Below are 23,864 nucleotides of genomic sequence, written 5' to 3' on the forward strand. Positions count from 1 at the left end.
CCGAGCGGCGTGGGCGCTAACCGGTCCATAGTTAGGCCGCTGTCGGTCCCCGCTTTGGCTGGTATGAGCGCAGTCAAAATCGTCAAGATTCTGGGTACGTCGACCGAATCCTGGGAGGACGCGGCCCGCGAGGCCGTCGCTGAGGCCGACGAGACCATCGAAGACATCCACGGCGTCGAAGTCGAGAGCTGGACGGCCAGCGTCGATGACGGCGGGATAACGGAGTACAAGGCCACCGTCGAGGTCGCCTTCCGCATCCACCGCGAGCAGTAGCGGCGAGCGGCTACCCGTCTAGCTCCCGCCGCCGACCTTTGGGCACCTGCGAGCGGAGCTCGCCGTAGACGTACAGTCCCACGCCGACGGGCTCGCGGCGCCCGGCGAGGTCGTGGGTGACGACGAGATACCCCCAGTCGCCGTCCCAGTCGAGCTCCTGGTCGTCGCCGGCGACGAAGGTCTCGGCCTCGCTCTCGGAGAGGTGGATGACACACTCGCTCGCGTGCTGGCCGAACCGCTGGACCGCTTCGAGCGTCGGCTTCCAGTGTTCCTGGCGCGTCCGCAGAAAGGTCATCCCCAGGGCCTCGATGTCGACGGGCGACGGCGGCTCGCCCCGGTAACACCAGAGTTTCCCCTTGCCCCGCTCCCAGAACGTGTGGTCCGCGAACGTCTCGGGCGGGACGCCGAAGCGCTCGTCCCAGAACGCCAGCACTTCCTCGCGGGTCGCCCGCTCGGCCTCGTCGCGCTCGGCCTCGGTCGCGGGCAACCGGGTGAACTTCGTGCTGTCGTTCATGCGCCGACCTCCAGCTTCGCACAGAAGAACCCGCCCGTGTCGTTGAAGTGCGGGTAGATGCGCTTTGCCTTCCGGACGCTCGGGTCGAACTCCGAACCCTGCCACTCGGTGACGCCCTCGCGGTGGTCGAGGCCCAGCTCGAACGCGACCAGTTCGCAGTCCTCCTCGGCGAGGACGTGGTCCAGGACGGCCTCGTTCTCCTCGGGGGCGAACGTACACGTCGAGTAGACGACCGTGCCGCCGGCCTTCGTGGCCTGCACCGCGCGTTCGAGGATGTCCTTCTGCACGCCGGAGATGCCCCGGACGTGGGACATCGACCACTCCTCGAAGGCGTCGGGGTTCTTCCGGATGGTCCCCTCACAGGAGCAGGGCACGTCGACCAGCGCGCGGTCGTACTCGGCCCCGCCGAAGGGCTTGAGCGTGTGGTTCCGTGCGTCCTCGTGGGTGACGGCGATGTTCGTCGCGCCCAGGCGCTCGGTGTTGGTCCGCAGCGCCGAGATGCGTCCGAGGTTGGTGTCGGTCGCGACCACCTCGCCGCGGTCGTCCAGCAGCGCGGCCAGCTGGGTCGCCTTGCTTCCCGGCGCGGCGCAGGCGTCCCACACCCGCTCGCCGGGCTCAGGGGCGAGGACGCTCGCCGGCACCGCCGACACCTCCTCCTGCCCGTGAATCCAGCCGTGGAAGTACGGCCAGTTCGCCCCCGGCGAAGAGTCGGGCAGGACGAACAGCTCGTCGTGCCAGTCGACCGGCTCGTAGGCGACGCCGGCCTCGTCCAGGGCCGTCCTGACGTCCTCGACGGTGGCCTTGATGGTGTTGACCCGAATCGCCGAGGGGAGGGGCCGCTCGCAGGCCGCCCGGAACGCCTCGAAGTCGTCGACGATGGGTCGGTACCGCTCCGGTGGTTCCATTGAAACGGGGTTTGCGAGGGGGGCGCTTGTGCGTTTCGAAGCTCGGAACAGACGTGAGCGGTACCAACGGCAACCCGTGCCGTTTGACCCGCCAGAAAGTCCCGACCCGTTCGACTCGGGGGGCTCGCTGCGCGCCTCGCTCGTACCACTCGCTCGGTGCTTACGTCGCCCGCCTTCGCCGAACGGGTCGCCCCTTTCACTCCCGCCCAGCGCTGTTTGGCTAACCGGCTACGGGCGGACTGAAAGGGGCGAGCGGCTACGGGAACCCCGACGAAGTAAGTACCGCAGGCCGGAGGCCGAGGAGCACAACGAGTCGTGGGACCGTAGCCGCTCGGGGCTTTCTGGCGGTACACGTTCGTGGTACTGTTCCCGGCACCAGCGGTGCCTACGTCTGCTAGCAGCCCTGCCTTTGAAGCGGCCAGCCGACCACAATCAGCGTATGGCACACGTAGAGATACACCGCGACGACATCGAACTCGACGCGCCGACGCTCGTCGAGGGGTTGCCCGGGGTCGGCCTCGTCGGCAAGCTGGCGGCCGACCACCTGGTCGAAGAGTACGACATGGTCCACTACGGGACCGCCCGGTGTGACGGGCTGCCCGAAATCGCCGTCTACAGCGAAGGGGACCCGGACGTTCGGGGCCCGGTGCGGCTCTATGCCGACGCCGAGCGGGACCTGCTGGTGCTCAAGAGCGACGCGCCGGTCTCGCCGGAAGCCGCCGAGGCGTTTGCCGGCTGTATCGTCGAGTGGTTCGAGCACGACGACGTGATGCCGGTCTTCCTCAGCGGCATGCCGTCCGAGCGCGAGGAGGCGCCGTCGCTGTACGGCATCGCGACGGGCGACGGGGCGGCGCTGCTCTCCGAGGTCGACGTGGCGACGCCCACCGAATCGGGCGCGATAACCGGACCGACCGGCGCGCTCGTCCACGAGGCCCAGCGGGTGGGACTGACCAGCGTCGGCCTCGTGGTCGAGGCGGACCCGCAGTTCCCGGACCCCGAAGCCGCGGGCGCCTTGCTGGATACCGGCATCGCTCCCCTCGCGGGAATCGAGGTCGACACCGCGACGCTGGCCGAGCAGGCCGAGGAGATACGACAGACGAAGGCCCGGCTGGCCCAGCAGATGCAACAGGGCGGCGAGGAGTCGACGAGCGCGCGCCCGCTGGGGTTCCAGTGATGGTCGACGCCGATTCGCTAGTCCGGCTGGGCCTCGTCCTCCTGGGGACGCTCGTCGCCGTCGTCGCCGGCGCGCTGGTCTTCGTCGTCTTCCCCGCCACGCTCACCGACCTGCTGGGCGTCCTGTTCGTCCTCGTGGCGGCGCTGGCCGGCGCCCGCATCGCGAGCAACGTCGCGGGCTCGCTCGTGCCGAGCCACAACGTCGCGGAGGTCGCCGTCGAGGGGCCGATAACGCGGGACGGCGGCGGTGGCGGTATCGCCAGCCCGCCGACCAGCCCCGGCGCGGACGACATCGTCGAGCAGATAGAGCGCGCCGACGACGACCACGGCGCCGACGCGCTCCTGCTGAAGCTCAACACGCCGGGCGGGCAAATCGTCCCCAGCGAGGACATCCGGCTGGCCGCCGAGTCCTTCGACGGGCCGACGGTCGCCTACGCCACGGACGTCTGTGCCAGCGGCGGCTACGACATCGCCGCCGGCTGTGACGAGCTGTGGGCCCGCGAGGGGTCCATCGTCGGCTCCATCGGCGTCATCGGCTCGCGGGTCAACGCCAAGGAGCTCGCCGACCGGGTAGGGCTGTCCTACGAGCGACTCGCCGCCGGCGAGTACAAGGACGCGGGGACGCCCCTGAAGGAGTTCGAGGAGGACGAACGCGAGTACCTCCAGGGGCTCATCGACGACTACTACGACCAGTTCGTCGAGACCGTCGCCGAGGGCCGGGAGCTGGACGAGGCCGAGGTCCGGGAGACGGAGGCCCGCGTGTTCCTCGGCGCGGAAGCCAACGAGATGGGGCTGGTCGACGACATCGGGACCCGCGAGGACGTCGAGGGCCGCCTCCAGTCCCAGCTGGGCGAGCCGGTCACCGTCGCCGAGTTCGAGCCCCAGCGGGGGCTCCGGTCGAAGCTCCGCGGCGGCGCCCAGGCCGTCGCGTTCTCGCTCGGGGCCGGCCTCACGAGCGCCTTCCAGGGCGACGTCGACGGGCTCTCGTTCCGACAGTAAGCGCGGCCTGTCTGTGCGTGAGAGACACGCACGGGCCGCGAGGGTTTTTTATCTCACGCCCGTTTCTGGAACACTGTGACAACGCTGGTGGTGTGTATCGACCGGGACAGCCCTGTGGCAGACAGGTGTCCGGTCGTGGGGCGGGCGGCCGTCGAGTCGACGATAACGGAGACCGGCGTTATCGACCCCGAGGACAGCCGCATCAACTGCCTGCTGGAGGGGCTGCGCGTGGCCGACGACCTCGAAGCGGAGGGCGACGACACCGTCGTGGCGGTCCTCGGCGGCGGCGGCGACGCCGTCGGGAGCGACCGCGAGATAGCCCGCCAGACCGAGTCGCTGGTCACGCAGTACGACCCGGAGTCGGCGGTCGTCGTCGTCGACAGCGCCGACGACGAGCGGCTGGTCCCCATCATCGAGAGCCGCGTCCGCGTCGACGCCGTCGACCGCGTCGTCGTCCGCCAGGCCCGGGACATCGAGTCCACCTACTACCTGCTCAAACAGTTCCTCGCCGACGAGGAGCTGCGGCGCACGGTGCTCGTCCCCGTCGGCATCGCGCTGCTCGCCTTGCCGCTCCTGCTCCAGTTCGTCGCCCCCACCACCGCGCTCGGCGCCATCGCGGCCGCCCTGGGCGTGTTTCTCATCTACAAGGGGCTTGGCATCGACGACTACCTCGCCCGGCTGCCGGGCCAGATACGCGAGGCGCTGTACTCGGGTCAGGTGTCGCTGGTGACCTACGTCGTCGCCGGGGGGCTCTCCATCGTCGGTATCTTCGCCGGCGCGCTGGAGATATCGCCGCCCGGCTCGACCGGCCCCTTCATCCTCGCGAACCAGTTCCTCTTCGAGTCCGTCCCGTGGCTGACCGCGGCGGCGCTCGCGGCCTCGCTGGGGCGGCTGCTCGACGAGCTCCTCCAGCGGGAGGGCATCCGCAGCGCTTACGTGAACCTCCCCTTCGGCGCGGTTGCGGTCGGCCTTGTGGTCCGTGGCTTCTCGGCGTATTTCCTCGAACGGGCGGGCATGTTCGGCCCTCTCCGGGTCCCCCCGATGGACTTCGGCATCGTCGAGGTCAACGGCTTCGCGATGGACCTCGGGACCCGGCTGGCGACGTTCATCCTCGCCGGCATCCTCGTGGCCGTCGTCGGCGTCCGCGTCGCGGCCTACGTCAGCGAGAACGACATCGAGGCCGACCTCGTCGAGCAGTGACGTCTTCGGGACGCCACGCCGCGAACAGACAGCGATTTACCCGCGGCCCGGCTACCCGCTTCCATGACTGACGGCGTGTGGGTGTCGCTGTTCTCCGGCGGGAAAGACTCCTCGTGGGCGCTGTATCGCGCGCTCGAGAACGACTACCCCGTCGAGCGGCTGGTGACGGTCCACCCGGAGGGCGACTCGTACATGTACCACGTCCCGGCGACGCGGCTCGCGTCGCTGGCCGCCGAGAGCATCGGCATCGACCTCGTGGAGGTCGAGCCCGACGACTTCGGCGCCGACGACGTCCCCGACTCGGGCCAGCAGGGCGACGAAGAACTCGAACCGCTGGAGGCCGCGCTGCGCGAGATAGACGCCGAAGTCGGCGTCGCCGGCGTCACCGCCGGCGCCGTCGAGAGCGAGTACCAGACCAGCCGCATCGAGGCGATGGCCGAGCGCCTCGAAGCGAACCTCTTCGCCCCGCTGTGGCAGGAGAACCCGCGGGACCTCGCCGACGCGATGCTCGACGCCGGCTTCGAGATTCGAATCATCCGCGTGGCCGCCTACGGCCTCGACGAGTCCTGGCTCGGGCGCACGCTCGATTCCGATGCGCTGGACGAACTTGAGGCCCTCAACGAGGAGTACGGCGTCCACATCCTCGGGGAGGGCGGGGAGTTCGAGACGCTGGTGACCGACGGCCCCCACATGGACCGGCGCATCGAACTGGAGTACTCGACGGAGTGGGATGGAACGCGGGGGACCATCGTGGTCGAGGACGCCTGGCTGGAGTAGCTCGACCGTCGCTCCTGTACCGCCATCGGGGCCCACGAGCAGGTGTGTCCCACAGCCACGTCTTCGAGGACGGAGCGGAGTACGAATCGCCGGCGGCGACCACCGACGTGGCGACGACGAGCGTCCCCGTCGGGACCGGCGTCGCACTCGCCGGTACACTCGCTGAGAGTCTGTTCGGCCCGGCCAGCTAACGGGCCGAGCGCGGCCTCCGGGCCGCGCTGACGGGGAAGGGCAGGCCGTCGCGGTGAAACATACCGCTCGCCAGCGGCGAGCGGTTTCCCCGGAACCGAACACAGTGAGATTCCAGCCTTTTTAGCGTAGATCTTTGCTGCGAGAGGTTCGCGCGGAGCGCGAACCCGAGCGGGAAAAAGGTACTACTGCACGCGGGTGTGCTGGCCCAGCAGCGCGCCGTCGAGGTCCTTGTCGTCGACGCTGGCTTTCACGTCGATGACCGAGTCGCTCACGTCGGCGTCGGTGACGGATGCGTCCTGGAAGACGACGGTGTTGTCGATGGCGGCGTTCTTTATCGTCGCGCCGGGGAGCACGTGGACGTTCTCCCCGAGCTTGGAGTTCTCGATGGTGGCGTCGTCGGCGACCAGTTGGCCCCCTTCGAGGGCGAACTCGACGGCGTCGAGGTAGCTGTCGGCGGTGCCGATGTCGTACCAGACGTCGTCGAAGCTGAAGGGTCGCACGGAGCCCTGGTCGACGAGCCACTGGATGAACCAGCCGGGCTCGTCGGGGTTGTTGTCGCCGGCGAGGTACTCCTCGAAGCGGATGGCGTCGGCCGGGAAGGCGTAGCAGGCGATGGAGACGAGCGTGCTCTTGGGGTTGTCGGGCTTCTCCTGGAAGTCGACGATTTCGTCGCCCTCGACCTGGATGAGGCCGTAGGACTTGGCCTTCTCCAGGTCGCCGACGTCGTAGGCGGCCAGCGTCGGGTCGTCGTACTCCTGGAAGTGGTCGATGAACTCGCTGATGTCGAACCCGAAGAGGTTGTCGCCGGCGATGACCAGCAGGTCCTCGTCGCCCAGCCCCTCGCGTTCGACGAGCTGTGCCAGCGCGCCGACGACGCCGAACTTCTCGTCCTCGTCGCTGGTGTCCTCGACGGACATGGATATCTTGTCGGTGCCACGCTCCTCGAAGTGCGTCTCGAACTCACCGGCGAAGGCCTCGTTCGTAGAGATAAATATCTCGCTGACGCGCTCGTCGCTCTCCAGTTCGTCGACGATACCGTCTATCACCGTCGACTCGCCGACCGGCAGCAGCATCTTGGGCCGGTGTCGCGTAATCGGCCACATTCGGGTCGCATATCCCCCAGCCAGGACAATTGCCTTCATACGTCGATTCACAGTTGCATCTGACAAGTTCTTTTCCCTCCGCTGGCAGACCCGATTGTTCGGGCGTTCGTGTCGCTCAGCCCGGCGCTTTCCGACCCGAGAGTGGAGCGGCCGCGGGACGTGCGGGCGGGGCGGCCGCAGGACACAAACCGCGGGAGGAGTCCGGCGGGGGTCGGCGATCTCGGTGGCGAACTACACCGTCTCCTCTCAGTGTTCGACGAACTCCACGAGGACTCCGCCGGTCGATTTCGGGTGGCAGAAGGCCACGTCGTGGCCCCAGGCGCCGGTGCGTGGCGTCTCGTCGATGAGGTCGACGCCAGCGGCTCGGGCGTCTTCGAGCGCCCCCGCGATGTCGTCGGTCGCCAGCGCCACGTGGTGGAGCCCCGGGCCCTGTCGGTCGAGATAGCTCGGGATGGCCCCGTCGGCGTCGGGCAGCGGTTCGAGGAGTTCGAAGTAGCCGTTGCCAAGGTCCAGAAACCGGACGCGGAGCCCGTCGAACGTCTCCTCGTGGGCGACCGGCGCGTCGAAGACCGTCCCGTACAGTTCCGCGAGCCCGTCGGCGTCGTCTGTCGCGACGCCGGCGTGGTCGAAGTGCACAGCCGGCCTTGACCCGCAGGGGACTTAGTTCACATCGACGAGCCGGGCTGGTACTCCCCGAAGATGTCCCGGAGCACGTCACACACCTCGCCGGTGGTGGCGTAGGCTTTCACCGCGTCGACGATGTAGGGCATCAGGTTGTCCTCGCCCTCGGCGGCGTCGCGCAACGCCGCCAGCGCCTCCTCGACGGCCGCGTCGTCGCGCTCCTCGCGCACCTCGGCGACGTTCGCCTGCTGAGCGGCCTCGACGGCCTCGTCGACCTCCTCTATGTCCTGTTCGCCCTCCTCCTCGACCTCGAACTCGTTGACGCCGACGATAATGCGCTCGCCGTCCTCCTGCTCGCGCTGGCGCTCGAAGGCCACGTCCTGAATCTGGCGTTGGACCCACTGGTTCTCGATGGCGCGGGCCATGCCGCCGCGCTCGTCGACCTCCTCGATGAGCTCGCGGGCCTCCTGTTCCAGTTCGTCGGTCAGGGACTCGACGTAGTAACTGCCCGCCAGCGGGTCGATAGTGTCGGCCGCGCCCGACTCGTGAGCGAGAATCTGCTGGGTCCGCAGGGCGGTCCTGACCGACTCCTCGGTCGGCAGACCGATGGCCTCGTCCTTCCCGTTGGTGTGGAGGCTCTGGGTCCCGCCCAGGACCGCCGCGAGGGCCTGGTAGGCCACTCTGACGACGTTGTTCTCTATCTGCTGGGCGGTCAGCGTCGAGCCGGCGGTCTGGGTGTGGAACTTGAGCTGCTTTGATTTCGGGTCGTCGGCGTCGAACCGTTCGTCCATGAGCTTCGCCCACAGCCTGCGGGCGGCCCGGAACTTCGCGACCTCTTCGAGGATGTTGTTGTACGACGCGAAGAAGAAGGAGAGCTGCGGGGCGAAGTCGTCGACGTCCAGCCCGGCGTCGATTGCGGCCTCGACGTACTCCAGGCCGTCACCGAGCGTGAACGCGATCTCCTGGGCGGCGGTCGAGCCGGCCTCGCGGATGTGGTACCCCGAGATGGAGATGGTGTTGAAGCTCGGCGTCTCCGCGGCACAGAACTCGAAGATGTCCGTGATGAGGCGCATCGACGGCTCGGGCGGGTAGATGAACGTGTTGCGGGCGATGTACTCCTTGAGCACGTCGTTCTGGATGGTGCCCCGGAGCTCCTCGCGGTCGACGCCCTGCTGGTCGCCGACCGCGATGTACATCGCCAGCAACACCGCAGCGGGAGCGTTGATGGTCATCGAGGTCGAGACCTCGTCCAGCGGGATGCCCTCGAAGACGGTCTCCATGTCCGCAAGCGAGTCGATGGCGACGCCGGTCTTGCCGACCTCGCCGGCGGCCATGGCGTCGTCCGAGTCGTACCCCATCTGGGTCGGCAGGTCGAAGGCCATCGAGAGGCCGGTCTGGCCCTCGTCGAGCAGGTAGTGGAACCGTTCGTTGGTCTCCCTGGCGGTCCCCATTCCGGCGTACTGGCGCATCGTCCAGAGCCGGCCGCGGTACCCCGTCGAGTAGACGCCGCGGGTGTACGGTTCCCGGCCCGGGAAGCCGAGGTCCTCCTCGTAGTCGAGGTCGGCCACGTCCTCTGGCGTGTACAGCCGCTTTACCTCCTGCCCCTCCGTGTCCGTCGTGAATCGCTCCTCGCGCTCGCCGAACCGGTCGACGGTCGGCTGGACGTCCTCCGTCTCCCACTCGGCTTTCGCCTCGCGGATCTCGTCCAGTTCCTCGGGGTCGAACATGACAAACCCGTGGACCGGCGCCGGCTTAATAGTTCCCGACACGGCCGCCGTAGCACGGTCCGCTGGTGGCGCTCGTCGTCGGGCGCGGCGCTCGGGGAACCGGGAGCCCAGCCGGCAAAAGCTGGGTTTAAATCGCTCCTGTCCCGAACACGCCGTATGCCAATCGAACGCGGGGACGGCGTAACCATCCACTACGTCGGACGGTTCGAGGACGGGAGCCTCTTCGACACGTCGCGCCAGGAGGTCGCCAGACACGAGGACCTCATCACAGCTCAGGGGAACCAGCCGGCGGATTACGCGCCGCTTTCGTTCACTGTCGGCCGCGGGGACATCATCGAGGGCATCGAGGAGGCCCTCGTCGGCATGGAGGAGGGCGAGGAGCGGACCATCGAAGTGCCACCCGAGAAGGCCTACGGCGAGTTCGAGGCCGAAAAAGTCCGCGAGTACGACCCCGAGGCCTTCGAGGAGATGGTCGGGCAGGAGCCCGAAGTCGGCGTCCACGTCGAGGCGAAAAACGAGCTCCACGGCGACGTGACCGCCGTCCGCGACGACGTCGTCGAGGTCGACTTCAACCACGAACTCGCCGGCCGGACCCTCGTCTTCGACATCGAAGTCATCGACGTCCGCTGAGCGAACAGCCTGTTTTTCCCTCGGAAGAAGCTCTTTTTTCGCCAGCCACAGGACTCAGCCACGGGGACAGATGCTGTCCCGAACCCACCGAGGCGGGAGATACCTACTGCCCGGTGTCGTACTTGTAGGTCGCTTCGTCGGGGTCGATACCGAAGTCCTCGGCGGTGTCTTCGGGCTCGGGCTCGGCCTCCTGGGCCGAGGCGTTCTTGAACCGCTCGCGGAAGCGCGGCGGGACCGAGAAGTCGCTCCGGTCCAGGCGCATCGGCACCGCGTCGGGCTGGATGTTCTCGCGTTTCTCTTCGAGCCGTTCCTGCAGGCGCGGGGGCAGCTTCTCGGCGGCGATGCGCTCGAAGCCGAACTGCGTGAGATAGCGGTCGGCGCCGGTCAGCGAGTACACCGCGTCGAACCCCTCGTCGGAGGCGTACTCGACGAGGCGCTCGACGACGTGGGCGCCGACGCCCTGGCCGCGCCACTCCGGGAGGACGCCGATGCTCGTGAGCTCACAGATGGGCTCGCCGTCGTCGGGCTTGTGGATTCGGATGCGTCCGAAGCCGGCCTTGTGACCGCCGTCTTCGTCGATTGCGATGACGTAGTCGCGGGAACGGAAGTTCGTCTCGTCCAGCCCCATCTCCTCGATGTGGTCCAGCAGCCAGACCTCCTCTCGGTTTTTCGCATCCCGGACGTACATGCCCCGACCTTGGCCGTCCCCGTGCAAAAGGGTTTCCGGGGGCCGATAGCTGTATGCTCGACCCGCCAAGCCGGGGAGCAGTGGACGACGCTTCCAGCGCGCTCGAACCGTCGGATGCCGCCGGTGTCGCCCCCAGTGGCCGGCGACGCGCCGCTAGCGGTCACCGGCGACCGCTGCCCGAATCTCCCGGAGCTCCGTGCGGACACCGCGCCACTGGTCGAGCGAGCCGGGGATGTCGTCGTCCCGGTCGCCGGACGCTTGGCCGGCGCTCTCGGCGATGCGCTGGTGGACCGCCGCCGGGCCGTCGAGCTGGCGCAGGGTCAGCTCCGCGCCCTGGCTCCCGGCGGTGTCGACGGTGACCGTTCCGTGGCCGAAAGCGGCCCCGAAGACGCCCTGGTCGTAGCTGGTGTTCTGTATCTTGGCCAGCCGTAGCTCGGTCACCGTCAGTGAGAGCACGCCCGTCCGGTGGTAGAGCGCGGCATCGGTCAGGACATAGCGGGTCGACCACCGCCAGAGCCACGCCCCGCCCGCCGGCACCGCGAAGGCAAGCACCGCGAGCGCCACGCCGACGGCCGCCGCCAGCATCGCCGGGGCCCCGCTGGACACGGCCAGGGCGACCCCGCCGCCGACGACGAGTGCGGCGGCGATACCGGCCGCCACTCCCAGGTGGACGACTCGCCGGCGGGGCTGGCCCTGCCAGCGGACCGTCTCGCCGTCCCCGGCCGGCGCCCAGTCGGGGACGCTCATGGCTCCTCGGCGTCCCGGCGGGCGGCGTCCGTCCCGCCGGCGCCGTCGCGTTCGACCGCGGTTCGAATCGCCCGGAGCTCCGTCAGTATCTCGTCAAGCACGTCGGATTTCGTCTCGCCGTCGGTCGCGGTACTGCCCTGAATCTCCTTGACACGGCGGCTCAGTCGTTTCTGGACCTCCTGTGGCGACTTGACCCCGCGGAGGGTCATCTCGACGCCGGAGCCGCCGGCGGTGCTGATGTCGACGTTGCCGTAGTCGAAGTACCGGCCGACCACGCCGACCGAGAAGGAGGTGTTCTGGACCTTCTCGTACTCGACTTCGGAGACCGAGCGGCTGAGGATACCCGTCTTCTTGTAGACGCTCTTGTTCGTCACGACGTAGTCGGTGTTCTGCCGGTTCAGATACGCCCCGCCGATTATCACCAATCCGAGTCCGACGAGGAGGATGAGCGGGATACCTGTCAGATACGCCCCGTACATCGTCTCGGGGGCCGGTTTGCCCGACCAGAGAATCTCCTCGTCGGCGTCCAGCGTCAGCCAGTCGTACGTCATCTCGCCGTCGCTCATACGCTCCCGTCGCCCGGCGGTCTGTTGAGTGTTTTCCCGGTGCGTGCCCCGTTCACACGGCCGGCCGATGGCACCCTCTCGGGCGGACACTATCCGGCCGCCCGCTCCTGGGCGGGCGGCTCCAGCGCCAGCAGCCGCGGGAGCGCGAGCAGCGCCAGCGCCAACTCGCCGCCGCCGGCGACGAGGAAGGCCGCGAGGTAGCCGAACTCGCCCGCGACGAACCCGCCGACCAGGATGCCGGCTAAAAACCCGAGGCTCCCGGCGGCGTTGAACCCGGCCATCGCCGTCGCCCGGCCCCGCTCGCCGACGATGTCGGTGACCAGCGCCATCGTCGCCGGGGCCATCAGTGCGCCGATGACGCCCACGACGACCATGCCGGCGCCGGCCAGCTCGACCGTCGGCGCCAGCCCCACGCCGACGACTGCCAGCCCGTAGAGGGCCGACCCGGCGACGATTGGCGCGGTCCGCCCCACGGCATCGGAGAGGACGCCGAAGGGGTACTGAAGCACGGCGAAAGGTGCGAAAAAGAGCGCGAGGACGACCCCGGTCTCGCCCGGTGTCAGCCCGAAGGCCGCCCGGAAGTAGAGCGTCCCCACGAGCGCGAAAAAGCCCGCGGTCAGCCGGTCGATGAAGCCGAACGCGTAGGGAATGCCCAGTTCGGGCGTCTCGCCCAGCCGGCGGGCGGCCCGGCGCAGGCGGCCGCCGTCGCCCGCGGGGGCCCGGTCGGGCACCAGCGCCGCCAGGGGGGCCACCGCGAGGAGGAGCCCGGCCGCGACGTACAGCGGCAGCGTCGGCGAGATACCGTAGAGCTGGCCGCCCAGTGGCGCCCCCAGCGCCGTCCCCGAGCCGATGGCGATGCCGGCCGCGCCCATGTTCCTGCCGTGGCCCCCGGGGAGGTCCATCAGCATCGTCATCGACAGCGAGAACGCGGCGATGGTCGCCGCGCCCTGCAGCGCCCGTACCGCGAGGACCAGTTCGAAGGACAGCCCGGTCACGTTCGGGAGCCACGCCAGCGCCGCGTATAGCGCGCTGCCGGCGAGGGCGCCGCCGACGATGTACGGGACCCGTCGGCCTGTCCGGTCGCTTACGGCGCCCCACACCCCGGCGAAGGCGACGAAGGCCGCGAACTCCGCCGCGAGGAACCACATGCTCGCGTCGAGCGCCGTCCGCGCGCCCAGCGCCGCGACGAGCGTGTCGACGCCGGGGTAGAGCAACACCTGCGCAAGCAGGACGACGAAAATCACGGCCGCGAGGACGGCCCGCGCTCGGCGTTCGGTCACGTACGGAGGGTGGGCCGGCACGGGAAAATAGATGTCGCCGCCCCGCCCGGGGACCCAAGTGTTCGGCGCTCACAGTACCGGTATGCCGAGCGATATCGCCGACCGCGTCGTCGAGACGGTCCGGGACGCCGCCGGGGCAGACGGCTGGTGTTCGCGCGCCCAGGTCGACTCGCTGATGGGGGCGACGACCATCGACAAGCGTGAGGTCGACCGCGCGCTGACGGTCGCCGTCGCCAACGGCCGACTGGAGCGCGACGGGGAACAGTACCGGGCCGTCGAGTGAGCGACGCAGGGACCGGTCGCACAGGTGACATACTCTTGAGTCGGGGAGCCGTAGCGTCGGTATGCCGAACGCGATTCCCGAGGACGCCGTCGAAGCGCTCACCGGCGACGCCCGCGTCGGCCACCTGGCGACCAGCCACGAGGACCGGCCCCACGTCGCGCCCGTCTGGTACGACTACCGCGACGGCGCCGTCGAACTCGTCACCACCGGGAAGAAGTTGGAGAACATCCGCCGGAACCCCCGCGTCGCTCTGTCGGTCCAGGACACCGACGACGGCGACCCGAAGTGGGGCCTGACACTGCGCGGGACGGCGACTGTCGTCGAGGACGACGCCGAGGGCCGCGAGATACTGCGGCGCATCAACCGCCGCTACGGCGCCGACGAGGGCGACTGGGCGGAGAACACGGCGGTCCGCATCGAGGTGGGGTCGACGAACTACTGGACGTACGACTGACCGGTGGGGAACTGAACGGTCGAAAGAACGGAAAGTCGAGCTTCGGGTGGCTATCGGGCCGGCTCTACATGTAGCCGAGGTCGCGCAGGCGCTCCATCAGGTCCTCTTTGTCCTGGGCGCGGCCGGCGCGTTCGGTCGTGTTCGCCATGTCCTGGAGCCAGGCGGGCTCGTCGGCGGACTTGTCGGTGCTGACCTCGCTACCCAGCGAGCGGAAGCCGGCGAAGTACTTCGGCGAGACGGGGACGTCCTCCTTCTCGATGCCCTCGGGGAGGTCGTCCTGACCCTGCGGGACGTAGCCTTCCTCGGGGTAGCCCTCGACCGTGTCCGGCACGACGAAGTTCCAGAAGGCCTCCCAGACGTCGGGCTCGGCGAACTGGAGTATCGGCTGGATGCGGTCGTGGGGCGGGTAGATGTCGGGGTCGTGACGCGGCGAGAAGAACGTCTCGTCGGCGCGGGACTCCTGCTCGTCCCAGCGGATACCCGAGAGGATGCCGTCGACGTCGTGCTCCTCGATGGCGTCGTTCAGCGCCACCGTCTTCAGCAGGTGGTTGCCGACGTAGGTGTCCAGCAGGAACGGGAACGTGTCCTCCTCGTATTCGAGGATGTTCCGGACGTGGTGCTGGTTGTGCTCGGAGAGCTCCGAGATGGGGATGTCGTCGCCGGGGGTGAGCCCGTTCTCCTCGACGTAGTTACCGACGTCCTCGTTGCGGGCCCAGATGACGTCCAGGTCCCACTCCTCGGCCCAGTGCTCGACGTAGTCGATGAGCTCGTCGAAGTGCTGGTAGTGGTCGATGAAGACGACCGGCGGCACTTCGAGGTCGAAGCGGTCGGCGACCTCCTTGACGAAGTACAGCGTCAGCGTGGAGTCTTTCCCGCCGGTCCACATGACGACCGGGTTCTCGTACTGTTCGAGGCCCTGTTTCGTGACCTCGATCGCCTTCTCTATCTTGTGGTTGACCGTCGGGTATTCTTCGGGTTCCTCGCCCTCGCCGTCGGTGTAGTCGACGTCGAGATAGTCGGGGAACTCGGCTGTTTCGGACATCGTGTAATGACATATAATTACTGGCTGTAAGAACTTTTTGGATGCACAGACGGCGTGTGTCTCACTCTCACGCCCGTTGTGGACCGGTCCCACGGTTTTTCCCGACGACGCCCCTGGGTCCGGTATGAGCTCCCGCCTGGCTGCCACGCGGGCCATCTACCGCCGCTGGCTCCGCCGCTACGTGCCCGTCGCGGCGCTGATTCTGGGCGCGAGCACCGTCGCCGGCTTCCTGCTCGGGAGCGTGGTCCCGATAGGGGCGCTCCCGACGCCCGAGAGCGGGGCTCCCTCCCCGTTCCCCGCGTTGACGACAGTCGACCTCGCGGCCAATAACCTCCTCGCGATGCTCGCGCTGGCGCTTGGCGCCGTCTCGCTCGGTTTCGTCACCGCCGTCGGACTCGTCCTCAACGGGCTGGTCATCGGCGCCGTCGTCGGCATCGCCGTCCAGGGGACCGACCCGCTCGTCGTCGCGGCGCTCATCGTCCCCCACGGCGTCCTGGAGATTCCGGCCCTGCTCGTCGCCTCGGCCGTCGGCCTGCGGTTTGGCTGGCTCACGGTCCGATACATCCGCGGGCTGGAGGACCGGCTCGTCACACGGCGGGACCTGCGCGAGGCGGGGTGGCTCCTCGCGGTCTCGTCGCTGTTCATCGTCGTCGCTGCCTACATCGAAGCCAACGTCACAATAGCGCTGGCCGAAGCGGTCGCCGGCGGAGCGCTCGGAAACGTCTGAACCGCACCGGAGAACTAGCTGATGAACTCGTTGTCGCGCCAGTTGACGCCCTCTTCCTCGTCCTCGTCAGCGGGGTCCTCGACCACGTTAATCGACGCGGGATGTTCCTCGCCGTCAACGATGCGGATGGCTTCCAGTTCCCCGTCGACGGCGGCGATAGCGGTCAGTGTGCCCTTCTCCGCGACCTTCGCAACCTCACAGAGCACTTCGAACATCTCGTACTGCAGGGCCGTGTTCTGCAGGACGGTCTCGCGGTCGCCCTTGAAGCAGGCGTACTCGACGAGTTCCGACTCGATTTCCTCTTCCTCCTCTTCGAGCGCGCCCCACTGGGGGCCGCCGCCGGCCGACCCGGTCGAGGCGGCGCCGGTGGGCCCCATCTCGTCGGGGTCCTCCTCGTAGACGCGGTTCTCGGTAACGCTGGCTTTCAGCTGTGCCGTCGGCGTGTACTTGCTCATGCTGTCGTCCTTCGCGACGGCACTGACGATGAGCGTGTTGTTCCGACGGGTGATGTCTACGTCAGCGATCTCCGGCGGGAGGTCGGGCTCCTCGAAGAAATCGTACGCGTCTTCCAGTGGCAGTTCGAGCGTCGAATGGAGTCTGTATACACGGCTGGTCATGGTTGGGAGAGTGTGTCAAGTCGTCGACGGCCGTCCGCTGACGCTGGTGTCAACCTAATGTAGGACCCACGTGCTTATATGACCTGCCCTTCTATTCTATCAGTTGACTGTAGTGTGCGGGTTACTCACTCACAGGCGTGGCCTACGACATGGGGTCCCGTCAGTCGTCGTCGGCCGTCGCCGCGTCGGCCGCGTCGCCCTCGATGCTCGGGGGGTATTTCCCGCGGTCCAGTTCGAGGTCCGACGCGGGCCGGGCCATGCAGGTCAGCGCGTAGTTCTCCCGCTCCTCTTCGGTGAGCCCGCGCGCCGCCGGCTGGACGACCTCCCCGGAGAGAATCTCGGCCGAACAGGCCAGACACATCCCCACGCGACAGGAGTACTCCTGGGCGATGCCCTCCTCGATGCAGCGCGAGAGGATGGTCTCCTTCTCCGAGACCGTTATCTCCTCGCCGGTCCCGACGAAGGAGACGGTGTAGTCAGTCATACCCTCGGGTTTGCCGGCCCCCGTCTAAACTCTTTATTCCCGACGCTGTGCCGACAGACCCATAGTCGGAACGATTTTTGCGCTCCGGGGTGGACGGGAGTGCATGACCACACACCAGTACGACGTGGCCGTCGTCGGGGCGGGGACGTCGGGCTGTTACGCCGCCGCGACCATCGCCGACGCGGGCTACGACGTCGTCGTCGTCGAGCGCAAAGACGCCGAGGAGGCGGGCCACATCGCCTGCGGAGACGCGCTGAAGGGGGCCAGCGACTTCCCCGACGCCATCCCGAAGTCACAGCTCGAACCGGCCTTTACCAACACGGACGTCGACCACGGGCGCTTCGAGATTCCCCAGGAGGACACGGTGCTGGAGATTCCCGTCCCGGGCGAGCTGGCCGTCATCGACCGCTGGGAGTACGGCCGCTGTCTCATCGAGGGGGCCGACGAGTCCGGCGTCGAGTTCCACTACGACACCGTCGTCCAGGACGTTCGGCAGACCGACGGCGGGACCGTCACCGGGTTCGAAGCGATTCGCAAGGGCGACCCGGTCACCTACGACGCCGAGATAGTCATCGACGCCGCCGGCGCGCTCTCCCTGCTGCAGGACAAGGCCGACTTCGAGGACGCCACGTTCGACACGAACGTCCGCTACTCGCAGTTCTGCTCGGCCTACCGGGAGATCGTCGAGGTCGAGGAACCCGTCGAGTGGGACGACGCCCTCGTCTTCAAGCCCACCGAGCGGTCCGCGGGCTACCTCTGGTACTTCCCGCGCACGGACACCGAGATAAACGCCGGCCTCGGGTTCCAGATGAACGAGGAACCGATGGAACTGGTCGACGACCTCAAGCGCGACCTCCGGGGCCGCCCCGAGTTCGAGGGCGCCGAGGTCACGGACAAACTCGGCGCCGCCCTGCCGACGCGGCGGCCCTACGACTCGGCGGTCGCGCCGGGCTACATGGCCGTCGGCGACGCCGCGGGCCACGTCAACCCCACCACCGGCGGCGGCATCGCCGGCGCGGCCTACGCCGGCACGTACGCCGCCGAGCAGGCCATCGACGCCATCGCGGACGGCCGCACCGACGACGAGGACGCCCTCTGGGAGTACAACGTCAACGTGATGGACCACTTCGGGGCGCGCTACGCCGCCCTGGACGTGTACAACATCTTCACCACGGCCTACGACATCGACGACCTGATGGCCCTGCTCGCGGCCATCCCGGGCGAGAAGCTGGCGGAGGCCCTCTACGGCGGGTCGACCAGCCTCGGCCTCGGCCTCAAGCTCAAGATGGCCGTCAAGAGCGTCGGCCACTGGGGGACGATTCGGGACCTCTACCAGACGAAGAAGGCTGCCGACCGGCTGCTCGACCACTACGAGTCCTACCCGAGCGACCGGTCGGGCTTCGAGGCCTGGCAACAGGAACGGGACGCCATCATGGACGACATCTACGCCGTCACCGGCGCCGAGCCGAAGTACTGACCGGTCCCCGTCGCTCGCTACCCTAACTGTTCGATAGCGCCCGCCAGTACGTCCACGCCGATGGCCAGCGAGCGCTCGTCCACGTCGAAGGTCGGCGTGTGGTGGCCCCCGGGGTGGTCGGTGCCGACGCCGACGAAGCTCGCCCGGCCGCCCCGCTCTTGGACCCGCTCCATCAGATACGTCGCGTCCTCGCTGCCCCCCAGCGGCGCGCTGTGGACCACGCTGTCGACGCCCTCCACGCCCTCGGCTACCGCGTACACCACGTCGGCCAGGGCGGCGTCGCTCTCGGCGCTGGGGGCCTCCGCGAGCGTCGCCACCTCCGACTCACAGCCGTGCATCCCGGCGGCGTGTGTCACCACCGACTCGGCCCGGTCGCTCATGTACTCCATCAGCTCGGTCGTCTCACCCCGGACTTCGCCTTCGAGCGTCGCCGATTCGGGCACGATATTCGATGCGGTCCCGCCCGAGACCACGCCGGCGTTGACCCGTGTCGCGCCGTCCTCGTGGCGGCGGATGGCGTGGAGGTTCTGGACCGCCGTCGCGAGCGCCTGAACGGCGTCCCGACCGGCCGCCGGGTGGCCGCCGGCGTGGGCCGACTCGCCCCGGAAATTCGCCTCGAACTGCCGCACCGCCAGGAAGCCGTTCACGCCGGCGACCACCTCGCCCGTGGGGTGGTCCAGCCCGATGTGGAGCGCGAGCAGGTGGTCGACGTCGTCCAGCACACCGCTTTCCGCGACCGCGCGGCCGCCGCCGATGACCTCCTCAGCGGGCTGGAACAGCAGCTTGAACGTGCCAGCGAAGTCGCTCTCGACGACGGCTTCGAGGACGCCGATGCCGATGGCGGCGTGAGCGTCGTGGCCGCAGGCGTGCATGTACCCCTCGGTGCCGGAGCGAAAGCCCGCCCGGGCCGGCGCGTGTGTCCGGTCGTCCGCTTCGGTAATCGGCAGCGCGTCGATGTCCACCCGCAGCGCGACCGTCGGGCCGTCACCGCCGTCGACGGTCGCCAGCGCGCCGGTGAAGCCGCCGGCACACTGGTCGAGTACGTCCTCGCGGGCGCCCGCCTCGCGAGCCCGCTCGCGCCACTGCCCGAGCGTCTCCCCGTCGGGGACCGCCATCCGGGTGTCGCCGTCGAGTAGCTCCGGGCCGACACGCAACTCGTCGACGCCGATGCGCTCTACTTCCTCGACGATGCGACTCGTCGTCCGGTACTCACACCAGGCCGGTTCGGGGTGGCGGTGCAGGTCCCGTCGGAGGGCCGCCAACTGCTCGTGGTCCATACCGGGTCGAGGGGACGAGAGACCTTATCACCCGCTCCCGGGTGGGGTCTGTTGCTCGACGTCGACCTCGACGTGGACCGTCGCCGGGAAGGCCTCGGCGGTCACCTCGCGGGCGAACCCCTCGTAGCCGACGATGTCGATGGTCCGCTCGTAGACCGTGTAGCTCCACGGGTCGAAGCGGCCGCCGTCTGGGCCCAGCGTCTTCGACCGGGGGACGCGGAGCTTGCGGGGCTGTTTCGGACGCGGCCCTTTCAGCTCCACGCCCTTGCGCTCGGCGCGGGCCTTGATGTCCGCCACGACGTCGTCGAGGCGGTGGCGGTCCCCACTCGTGAGGGTCAGAGTCGTGACGTACGGCATTGACGGGGAGAAGACCGGCGACCACCAAAAGCCCAGCCTTTCGCACCTGCGCCCGTCTCCGATATTCTCTTAAGTACCCGTGATGTAAAATCAGGTAATGATAGAGGCCACGAGCGCGGGAGCCATCCTCTTTCGCGATACGCGTGGCCGGCGGGAGTACCTCCTGCTCAAGAGCCGACCCGGGGACTGGGAGTTTCCCAAGGGCGGCGTCGAGGGCGAGGAAGAGCTCCAGCAGACCGCCATACGCGAAGTGAAAGAGGAGGCCGGAATCGGTGATTTCCGGCTTTTAGACGGGTTCCGCGAGGACTACGACTACGTGTTCGAGGCGAACGGCAACACCATCCACAAGACGGTGCACCTGTTCGTCGCGAAATCGTTCGAAGCGTCGGCAGAGCTGTCGACCGAGCACCGAGACCTGCAGTGGCGCGACTACGAGCAGGCCATCAACACCGTCACGCAGGACGGCCCCCGCGAGATACTGGAACAGGCCCACGAGTTCCTCGACGAGCGAGAGGACGAGGACGAGACTGAGGAGTGAGCCAGTGGGGTTCCGGGACTACCGGTTCCAGCGGTAACTACGTCCGTTTGAGGCGTCGACGGCCGGTGTCCGCTCCCCGGCCACCAACCGAAACTGCCGACAGCGTGCCGCGTCAGAACCCGCCGGTACTACTGCCCTTGTAGGTGGCGTCGCCGAAGCCAAGCAGCGGGTAGAACAGGAACGGGAGGAAGGCGATGCCGATGCCGTAGCCGACGCCCTTGCCGAAGTTGTCGGCGATGTCGATGCTGACGAGAATGACGATGATGAAGTTGATAACCGGAATCAGATACAGCACGAGCCACCAACCCGGACGGCCGGCGATTTTGAGCAGTAGGTAGGTGTTGTATATCGGGATGAGTGCGCCCCAGCCCGGCTCTCCCGCTTTCGCGAACGTCTTCCACATCCCGCCGATGATGGCGACGATAACTAGCGCGTACAGCCCGAAGAAGATGAGCCCGAAGATGGCTCCGGCCATGTCGTTCTGGAGTGGAATCGCGCTCGCACTGAGCAATGATAACAGTCCTGTGACCATATTCCGACTGTACCGACTTTATATAAAATTCTTTCTGTCAAACAGCAATTCGAACGGTGGGTCACGTGCGATGTGACAGCGGCGGACCCGTCCCGCCGACCGTGACGGATAGATTCACAAGCGCAAACCGCGAACCATCGCTCGTGTCGTCCGACTCCGAGTTCGCGTTCGAACTGCGCGTCTGCCAGTGGGCCGAACGCGAGTGGGTACCCGCACGCGACGACGCGGCGGTTCTGGTCGCCCGCCAGCTCGGCACCCGCTACCGCCGCTGGGACACCCTGGTCCTGGAGTGTGACCCGGACGCGCTCGCCCAGCGGGGCGCGTTCGGGCCCGGCGCGTTCGACTCGGACCAGCTCCACGTCCTCCGACACGCGCCGGCCGACTGGACCTACTACCGGGACGCGCTCCCCGACCCCGGCTACCCGTGGCGTTACGTCCGGGAGTCGATTCACGAACTGGCCGACCGGGACGCCGTCGACACCCGGAAACGGGGCAACCGCATCGAGATTCGGCGCAAGCGCGCGTATCCCGACTGGGTTCGACGCGTCGTCGCCATCGAGAACAAACCCGACCTCACCGCCAGCGCGGCCCGCGACCTGGCGGGCCAGCTACAGCGGGACGTGGCGCTGGGGCTGGCCGACGAGGTGTGGGTCGCGACCGAGGCCACCGGCGAGCGCGTCGAGCCGATACTGCTCGCTGACTTCCCGCCCGAGGCCGGCGTGCTGACCGTCGACACGGACGCCGGCACCGCCGAGAGCGCCTGGGAGCCCCGCTCGCTGGACGCCGACGGGTACGGCACCCGCATCACCGAGCGGCCGGCCGACGACTACAGCGCCGCCCGTTTCGAGTACGTCGACCCCGCGTGGAAGGCCGAGAAGCGCCGGGCCATCGCGGAGCGGGCCTACGAGCGGGGGTGGCGAAGCTACGCCGACACGATGCGCCCGGACTGTCGACACTTCGAGCTCCGGGCCGACGTGACCGGCGTCGTCCCCTACTGTGGGGCGAAAGAACGGACGCCCACCCAGGGGGAGTGCCGGGGCGGCTGCGGGTCGTTCGAGCCCGAACCGCCGGCCTGGCGCTCGAAGGGGTGGCCGATAGAGGGCGGTCCCGGCGCGGCGACGAAGCGACTGCTGGCTCGGCGGCGACGCGAGCGCCGGCCCGGAACGGAGTGACTACTCGTCGCGGACCTCGACGTCCACGTCGCCGCGCGCGACGGCCAGCCGGAAGGTCGGCACCGTCTTCTGGACCGTCTCGACGATGCCCATGTCGGCGAGGCTCCGCAGCGCCGACCGCACGTCGTCGACCTCGGGGTCCTCGCCGGCCGCCCGCACCGCCTGCAGGGTCGCGACGACGCTCTGGGGCTCCTCGTCGGGCCCGGCGAGCACCTCGACGATGGTCCCCTGGAGCGGGGAGACGGTCATCGTCTGGACCCGGTCGGAGTCCTCGCCGTCTATGAGCGCCGTCGCCTCCGGGGTGGCACAGATGAGGCTGTTCTCGTTGCGGTAGTAGTACTCCTTGAGCTCCGATTCGAGGTACTGGTGGACCTCGCTCCCGCTGTCCATACCCCATAGCTCCTGTAACTCGCCGTTCTTTGTCGGCTGGTTGGCGACGATATCGGCGAGCCGCTCGTGGGCCTCCTCCGAGAGGGTCATCGGTCGCTCCTAGCAGTACGGGTGTAACAAGCGTTCTGGAGTCGGCCGGGGACGTCCCGCCCTTGGAGGCGATCGATTGAACTCACTGCCTGGGCTCGCGGGGTTGGAGCGCCGACAACCGTTGGCTGTCACCGCGATAGAGACGGCGGTCCAGGCGTCGGTGTTCCGGAGACCCCCGTTCAGCCATCCGATAGCGTCTCGACCGGGACCCCGCCGACCGTCTCACCGGGTTCGACATCGCGGTTGACAAACGAGTGGGCCGCGACCGTCGCCCCGTCCCCGATGGTCACGCCGGGACGCAGCGAGCAGCTGTGGCCCACGGTCACGTCGTCGCCGATGCGCACCGGGCCGACGCGCCACTCGTCCACGTCCGCCTCGTGGGTGAGTAGCTTCGTCCCCCAGCCGATGATACAGTCCTCGCCGATGCTGACCTTGCCGGGGAAGAACGGGTCCACGACCACGTGTGGCGCCACCGTCGTCCGGTCGCCGATGTCCGCCCCGAAAACGCGGTACAGCGGCGCCTTGACCCGCGGCGGTAGATACTTGAGCGCTTCGAACAGCAGAAACGTCACCGCGAACCGGACCGGATTCACCAGGCGGTACCACTCGTACGGCGGCAGGGCTACCGTTTCGACCGCCTCACTGCCAGGGGACTGTTCGTCCATCGTTCACAGTTACACAGCCACTAGCAAAAGGGGTTCGCCCCCGCGGGGCGGCGGGGCGACAATCAGGGCGTGATTCGGCTCCGACGCAACCGCCGCCCTAGAGGTCCTTCGCGACCCGAAGCTCGGTGTCGGTTATCGTCTCGACGGACTCGGCTGGGACCTCGATGTCGTCCTCGTCGGCGTCACCGAAGCCGAACCCCTGGATGACGGCTTCGCCGATTCCCGGGTCGGGTTCGACGTAGGCGACCTGCGCGTCGGTGTCGACTTCGGTGACGATACCGATCTGTTCGGCCTCGATGTCCATGAGGTACTTCCCCTCGTCTTCGGTGGATAGGACTGCCATACAAGTCGCCTCTCTCGGCGG

General features: G+C 68.3%; 31 protein-coding genes. 13 read left to right on the forward strand and 18 right to left on the reverse strand.

What is annotated here, in order from left to right:
- Nucleotides 1–63: 63 nt before the first annotated feature.
- Entirely contained in the window at nt 64–273 is a 210-nt protein-coding gene (locus NJQ98_RS03985) for a dodecin family protein (protein ID WP_262175905.1), read from the forward strand.
- A 10-nt stretch (nt 274–283) separates the two neighbouring features.
- On the opposite strand, the gene NJQ98_RS03990 is transcribed toward NJQ98_RS03985, so the two are convergent.
- Nucleotides 284–787, reverse strand: coding sequence for a DUF7122 family protein (locus NJQ98_RS03990; RefSeq protein ID WP_262175908.1), 504 nt, complete (start codon nt 785–787; stop codon nt 284–286).
- Nucleotides 784–1,692 carry an RsmB/NOP family class I SAM-dependent RNA methyltransferase gene (locus NJQ98_RS03995; RefSeq protein ID WP_262175912.1) on the reverse strand — a complete coding sequence of 303 codons (909 nt, stop codon included), beginning with the start codon at nt 1,690–1,692 and terminating at the stop codon, nt 784–786. Before NJQ98_RS03995 ends, NJQ98_RS03990 begins: the two co-directional genes overlap by 4 nt.
- A 439-nt stretch (nt 1,693–2,131) precedes the next feature.
- On the opposite strand from NJQ98_RS03995, the gene NJQ98_RS04000 reads away from it, so the two are divergent.
- The 5 genes from NJQ98_RS04000 (at nt 2,132) to NJQ98_RS04020 (ending at nt 6,032) form a co-directional block, all read left to right on the forward strand.
- Nucleotides 2,132–2,866 carry a proteasome assembly chaperone family protein gene (locus NJQ98_RS04000; protein ID WP_262175914.1) on the forward strand — a complete coding sequence of 245 codons (735 nt, stop codon included), beginning with the start codon at nt 2,132–2,134 and terminating at the stop codon, nt 2,864–2,866.
- Nucleotides 2,866–3,864, forward strand: coding sequence for a signal peptide peptidase SppA (gene sppA / locus NJQ98_RS04005; protein WP_262175917.1), 999 nt, complete (start codon nt 2,866–2,868; stop codon nt 3,862–3,864). The genes NJQ98_RS04000 and sppA overlap by 1 nt, the downstream gene beginning before the upstream one ends.
- 75 nt (nt 3,865–3,939) lie before the next feature.
- The gene (locus NJQ98_RS04010) at nt 3,940–5,064 is read left to right on the forward strand and encodes a DUF373 family protein (RefSeq protein WP_262175919.1); all 1,125 of its coding nucleotides are present in this window, start codon (nt 3,940–3,942) and stop codon (nt 5,062–5,064) included.
- 63 nt (nt 5,065–5,127) lie between these two features.
- A complete protein-coding gene (locus NJQ98_RS04015) occupies nt 5,128–5,841 on the forward strand; it encodes a diphthine--ammonia ligase (RefSeq protein ID WP_262175922.1) in 714 nt (237 codons plus the stop codon).
- Between the two features lie 44 nt (nt 5,842–5,885).
- Nucleotides 5,886–6,032, forward strand: coding sequence for a hypothetical protein (locus tag NJQ98_RS04020; protein ID WP_262175925.1), 147 nt, complete (start codon nt 5,886–5,888; stop codon nt 6,030–6,032).
- Nucleotides 6,033–6,215: 183 nt separating this feature from the next.
- Here NJQ98_RS04020 and NJQ98_RS04025 read toward each other — a convergent pair whose 3' ends face one another.
- The 3 genes from NJQ98_RS04025 to NJQ98_RS04035 form a co-directional block, all read right to left on the reverse strand.
- Nucleotides 6,216–7,175 carry a nucleotidyltransferase family protein gene (locus tag NJQ98_RS04025; protein ID WP_262175926.1) on the reverse strand — a complete coding sequence of 320 codons (960 nt, stop codon included), beginning with the start codon at nt 7,173–7,175 and terminating at the stop codon, nt 6,216–6,218.
- Between the two features lie 207 nt (nt 7,176–7,382).
- The gene (gene mce / locus NJQ98_RS04030) at nt 7,383–7,772 is read right to left on the reverse strand and encodes a methylmalonyl-CoA epimerase (protein WP_262175928.1); all 390 of its coding nucleotides are present in this window, start codon (nt 7,770–7,772) and stop codon (nt 7,383–7,385) included.
- A 29-nt stretch (nt 7,773–7,801) separates the two neighbouring features.
- The gene (locus NJQ98_RS04035) at nt 7,802–9,484 is read right to left on the reverse strand and encodes an acyl-CoA mutase large subunit family protein (RefSeq protein WP_262175931.1); all 1,683 of its coding nucleotides are present in this window, start codon (nt 9,482–9,484) and stop codon (nt 7,802–7,804) included.
- A gap of 156 nt (nt 9,485–9,640) precedes the next feature.
- Here NJQ98_RS04035 and NJQ98_RS04040 point away from each other — a divergent pair, with 156 nt between their 5' ends.
- Nucleotides 9,641–10,114: an FKBP-type peptidyl-prolyl cis-trans isomerase gene (locus tag NJQ98_RS04040; protein ID WP_262175933.1), complete on the forward strand. Its 474-nt coding sequence runs from the start codon at nt 9,641–9,643 to the stop codon at nt 10,112–10,114.
- A gap of 103 nt (nt 10,115–10,217) precedes the next feature.
- Here the strand turns inward: NJQ98_RS04040 and NJQ98_RS04045 are convergent, their stop codons facing one another.
- The 4 genes from NJQ98_RS04045 to NJQ98_RS04060 form a co-directional block, all read right to left on the reverse strand.
- Nucleotides 10,218–10,802, reverse strand: a complete 585-nt coding sequence (locus tag NJQ98_RS04045; RefSeq protein WP_262175935.1) for a GNAT family N-acetyltransferase — start codon at nt 10,800–10,802, stop codon at nt 10,218–10,220.
- A 153-nt stretch (nt 10,803–10,955) separates the two neighbouring features.
- Nucleotides 10,956–11,549, reverse strand: a complete 594-nt coding sequence (locus tag NJQ98_RS04050) for a PH domain-containing protein (protein ID WP_262175937.1) — start codon at nt 11,547–11,549, stop codon at nt 10,956–10,958.
- The gene (locus NJQ98_RS04055) at nt 11,546–12,115 is read right to left on the reverse strand and encodes a PH domain-containing protein (protein WP_262175942.1); all 570 of its coding nucleotides are present in this window, start codon (nt 12,113–12,115) and stop codon (nt 11,546–11,548) included. The genes NJQ98_RS04050 and NJQ98_RS04055 overlap by 4 nt, the downstream gene beginning before the upstream one ends.
- Nucleotides 12,116–12,204: 89 nt before the next feature.
- Nucleotides 12,205–13,395 carry an MFS transporter gene (locus NJQ98_RS04060; protein WP_262175945.1) on the reverse strand — a complete coding sequence of 397 codons (1,191 nt, stop codon included), beginning with the start codon at nt 13,393–13,395 and terminating at the stop codon, nt 12,205–12,207.
- An 82-nt stretch (nt 13,396–13,477) separates the two neighbouring features.
- Between NJQ98_RS04060 and NJQ98_RS04065 the strand changes: the two genes are divergently transcribed.
- On the forward strand, nt 13,478–13,678 hold the full coding sequence (locus NJQ98_RS04065) for a hypothetical protein (RefSeq protein WP_262175946.1): 201 nt from the start codon (nt 13,478–13,480) through the stop codon (nt 13,676–13,678).
- Nucleotides 13,679–13,739: 61 nt separating this feature from the next.
- A complete protein-coding gene (locus NJQ98_RS04070; RefSeq protein ID WP_262175949.1) occupies nt 13,740–14,132 on the forward strand; it encodes a pyridoxamine 5'-phosphate oxidase family protein in 393 nt (130 codons plus the stop codon).
- Nucleotides 14,133–14,196: 64 nt separating this feature from the next.
- On the opposite strand, the gene NJQ98_RS04075 is transcribed toward NJQ98_RS04070, so the two are convergent.
- Nucleotides 14,197–15,174, reverse strand: coding sequence for a phosphoadenosine phosphosulfate reductase family protein (locus tag NJQ98_RS04075; protein WP_262175951.1), 978 nt, complete (start codon nt 15,172–15,174; stop codon nt 14,197–14,199).
- Between the two features lie 124 nt (nt 15,175–15,298).
- Here NJQ98_RS04075 and NJQ98_RS04080 point away from each other — a divergent pair, with 124 nt between their 5' ends.
- Nucleotides 15,299–15,901: a stage II sporulation protein M gene (locus tag NJQ98_RS04080; protein WP_262175953.1), complete on the forward strand. Its 603-nt coding sequence runs from the start codon at nt 15,299–15,301 to the stop codon at nt 15,899–15,901.
- A gap of 14 nt (nt 15,902–15,915) precedes the next feature.
- Here the strand turns inward: NJQ98_RS04080 and NJQ98_RS04085 are convergent, their stop codons facing one another.
- Together NJQ98_RS04085 and NJQ98_RS04090 are read right to left on the reverse strand one after the other, a co-directional pair.
- Entirely contained in the window at nt 15,916–16,518 is a 603-nt protein-coding gene (locus NJQ98_RS04085; protein WP_262175956.1) for a DUF7110 family protein, read from the reverse strand.
- Between the two features lie 160 nt (nt 16,519–16,678).
- Entirely contained in the window at nt 16,679–17,002 is a 324-nt protein-coding gene (locus NJQ98_RS04090; RefSeq protein WP_262175960.1) for a 2Fe-2S iron-sulfur cluster-binding protein, read from the reverse strand.
- A gap of 103 nt (nt 17,003–17,105) precedes the next feature.
- Here NJQ98_RS04090 and NJQ98_RS04095 point away from each other — a divergent pair, with 103 nt between their 5' ends.
- Entirely contained in the window at nt 17,106–18,479 is a 1,374-nt protein-coding gene (locus tag NJQ98_RS04095) for a geranylgeranyl reductase family protein (RefSeq protein WP_262175963.1), read from the forward strand.
- A 17-nt stretch (nt 18,480–18,496) separates the two neighbouring features.
- Here the strand turns inward: NJQ98_RS04095 and NJQ98_RS04100 are convergent, their stop codons facing one another.
- Both NJQ98_RS04100 and NJQ98_RS04105 read right to left on the reverse strand, forming a co-directional pair.
- Nucleotides 18,497–19,756 carry an amidohydrolase gene (locus NJQ98_RS04100; RefSeq protein ID WP_262175966.1) on the reverse strand — a complete coding sequence of 420 codons (1,260 nt, stop codon included), beginning with the start codon at nt 19,754–19,756 and terminating at the stop codon, nt 18,497–18,499.
- Between the two features lie 27 nt (nt 19,757–19,783).
- Complete coding sequence (locus NJQ98_RS04105; protein ID WP_262175968.1) at nt 19,784–20,113, reverse strand: uS10/mL48 family ribosomal protein; 330 nt, start codon at nt 20,111–20,113, stop codon at nt 19,784–19,786.
- Nucleotides 20,114–20,210: 97 nt separating this feature from the next.
- Here NJQ98_RS04105 and NJQ98_RS04110 point away from each other — a divergent pair, with 97 nt between their 5' ends.
- Complete coding sequence (locus tag NJQ98_RS04110; RefSeq protein ID WP_262175972.1) at nt 20,211–20,651, forward strand: bis(5'-nucleosyl)-tetraphosphatase; 441 nt, start codon at nt 20,211–20,213, stop codon at nt 20,649–20,651.
- Nucleotides 20,652–20,763: 112 nt separating this feature from the next.
- Here the strand turns inward: NJQ98_RS04110 and NJQ98_RS04115 are convergent, their stop codons facing one another.
- Nucleotides 20,764–21,183 carry a DUF5684 domain-containing protein gene (locus NJQ98_RS04115; protein WP_262175975.1) on the reverse strand — a complete coding sequence of 140 codons (420 nt, stop codon included), beginning with the start codon at nt 21,181–21,183 and terminating at the stop codon, nt 20,764–20,766.
- 143 nt (nt 21,184–21,326) lie between these two features.
- Here NJQ98_RS04115 and NJQ98_RS04120 point away from each other — a divergent pair, with 143 nt between their 5' ends.
- Nucleotides 21,327–22,355: a DUF5787 family protein gene (locus tag NJQ98_RS04120; RefSeq protein ID WP_262175978.1), complete on the forward strand. Its 1,029-nt coding sequence runs from the start codon at nt 21,327–21,329 to the stop codon at nt 22,353–22,355.
- On the opposite strand, the gene NJQ98_RS04125 is transcribed toward NJQ98_RS04120, so the two are convergent.
- From NJQ98_RS04125 to NJQ98_RS04135, 3 genes are all read right to left on the reverse strand, one after another.
- Entirely contained in the window at nt 22,356–22,835 is a 480-nt protein-coding gene (locus tag NJQ98_RS04125) for a DUF5797 family protein (RefSeq protein ID WP_262175981.1), read from the reverse strand. It lies immediately after the preceding gene.
- 179 nt (nt 22,836–23,014) lie between these two features.
- Nucleotides 23,015–23,500 carry an acyltransferase gene (locus NJQ98_RS04130; protein WP_262175984.1) on the reverse strand — a complete coding sequence of 162 codons (486 nt, stop codon included), beginning with the start codon at nt 23,498–23,500 and terminating at the stop codon, nt 23,015–23,017.
- 97 nt (nt 23,501–23,597) lie between these two features.
- Nucleotides 23,598–23,843, reverse strand: a complete 246-nt coding sequence (locus NJQ98_RS04135) for a DUF8593 domain-containing protein (protein WP_262175986.1) — start codon at nt 23,841–23,843, stop codon at nt 23,598–23,600.
- Nucleotides 23,844–23,864: the final 21 nt, after the last annotated feature.

This window comes from Haloarcula laminariae, from assembly GCF_025457605.1.
Taxonomy (GTDB): Archaea; Halobacteriota; Halobacteria; order Halobacteriales; family Haloarculaceae; genus Haloarcula; species Haloarcula laminariae.

Coding starts and splice junctions, on each gene's coding strand:
- NJQ98_RS04110 (WP_262175972.1), top strand. CDS start 20,211: ATGATAGAGGCCACGAGCGCGGGAGCCATCCTCTTTCGCGATACGCGT.
- NJQ98_RS04045 (WP_262175935.1), bottom strand. CDS start 10,802: ATGTACGTCCGGGATGCGAAAAACCGAGAGGAGGTCTGGCTGCTGGAC.
- NJQ98_RS04130 (WP_262175984.1), bottom strand. CDS start 23,500: ATGGACGAACAGTCCCCTGGCAGTGAGGCGGTCGAAACGGTAGCCCTG.
- NJQ98_RS04115 (WP_262175975.1), bottom strand. CDS start 21,183: ATGGTCACAGGACTGTTATCATTGCTCAGTGCGAGCGCGATTCCACTC.
- NJQ98_RS03995 (WP_262175912.1), bottom strand. CDS start 1,692: ATGGAACCACCGGAGCGGTACCGACCCATCGTCGACGACTTCGAGGCG.
- NJQ98_RS04065 (WP_262175946.1), top strand. CDS start 13,478: ATGCCGAGCGATATCGCCGACCGCGTCGTCGAGACGGTCCGGGACGCC.
- NJQ98_RS04100 (WP_262175966.1), bottom strand. CDS start 19,756: ATGGACCACGAGCAGTTGGCGGCCCTCCGACGGGACCTGCACCGCCAC.
- NJQ98_RS04025 (WP_262175926.1), bottom strand. CDS start 7,175: ATGAAGGCAATTGTCCTGGCTGGGGGATATGCGACCCGAATGTGGCCG.
- NJQ98_RS04040 (WP_262175933.1), top strand. CDS start 9,641: ATGCCAATCGAACGCGGGGACGGCGTAACCATCCACTACGTCGGACGG.
- NJQ98_RS04135 (WP_262175986.1), bottom strand. CDS start 23,843: ATGGCAGTCCTATCCACCGAAGACGAGGGGAAGTACCTCATGGACATC.
- NJQ98_RS04090 (WP_262175960.1), bottom strand. CDS start 17,002: ATGACTGACTACACCGTCTCCTTCGTCGGGACCGGCGAGGAGATAACG.
- NJQ98_RS04050 (WP_262175937.1), bottom strand. CDS start 11,549: ATGAGCGTCCCCGACTGGGCGCCGGCCGGGGACGGCGAGACGGTCCGC.
- NJQ98_RS04125 (WP_262175981.1), bottom strand. CDS start 22,835: ATGACCCTCTCGGAGGAGGCCCACGAGCGGCTCGCCGATATCGTCGCC.
- NJQ98_RS04000 (WP_262175914.1), top strand. CDS start 2,132: ATGGCACACGTAGAGATACACCGCGACGACATCGAACTCGACGCGCCG.
- NJQ98_RS04095 (WP_262175963.1), top strand. CDS start 17,106: ATGACCACACACCAGTACGACGTGGCCGTCGTCGGGGCGGGGACGTCG.
- NJQ98_RS04075 (WP_262175951.1), bottom strand. CDS start 15,174: ATGTCCGAAACAGCCGAGTTCCCCGACTATCTCGACGTCGACTACACC.
- NJQ98_RS04080 (WP_262175953.1), top strand. CDS start 15,299: ATGAGCTCCCGCCTGGCTGCCACGCGGGCCATCTACCGCCGCTGGCTC.
- NJQ98_RS03990 (WP_262175908.1), bottom strand. CDS start 787: ATGAACGACAGCACGAAGTTCACCCGGTTGCCCGCGACCGAGGCCGAG.
- sppA (WP_262175917.1), top strand. CDS start 2,866: ATGGTCGACGCCGATTCGCTAGTCCGGCTGGGCCTCGTCCTCCTGGGG.
- NJQ98_RS04055 (WP_262175942.1), bottom strand. CDS start 12,115: ATGAGCGACGGCGAGATGACGTACGACTGGCTGACGCTGGACGCCGAC.
- NJQ98_RS03985 (WP_262175905.1), top strand. CDS start 64: ATGAGCGCAGTCAAAATCGTCAAGATTCTGGGTACGTCGACCGAATCC.
- NJQ98_RS04035 (WP_262175931.1), bottom strand. CDS start 9,484: ATGTTCGACCCCGAGGAACTGGACGAGATCCGCGAGGCGAAAGCCGAG.
- NJQ98_RS04085 (WP_262175956.1), bottom strand. CDS start 16,518: ATGACCAGCCGTGTATACAGACTCCATTCGACGCTCGAACTGCCACTG.
- NJQ98_RS04105 (WP_262175968.1), bottom strand. CDS start 20,113: ATGCCGTACGTCACGACTCTGACCCTCACGAGTGGGGACCGCCACCGC.
- NJQ98_RS04015 (WP_262175922.1), top strand. CDS start 5,128: ATGACTGACGGCGTGTGGGTGTCGCTGTTCTCCGGCGGGAAAGACTCC.
- NJQ98_RS04070 (WP_262175949.1), top strand. CDS start 13,740: ATGCCGAACGCGATTCCCGAGGACGCCGTCGAAGCGCTCACCGGCGAC.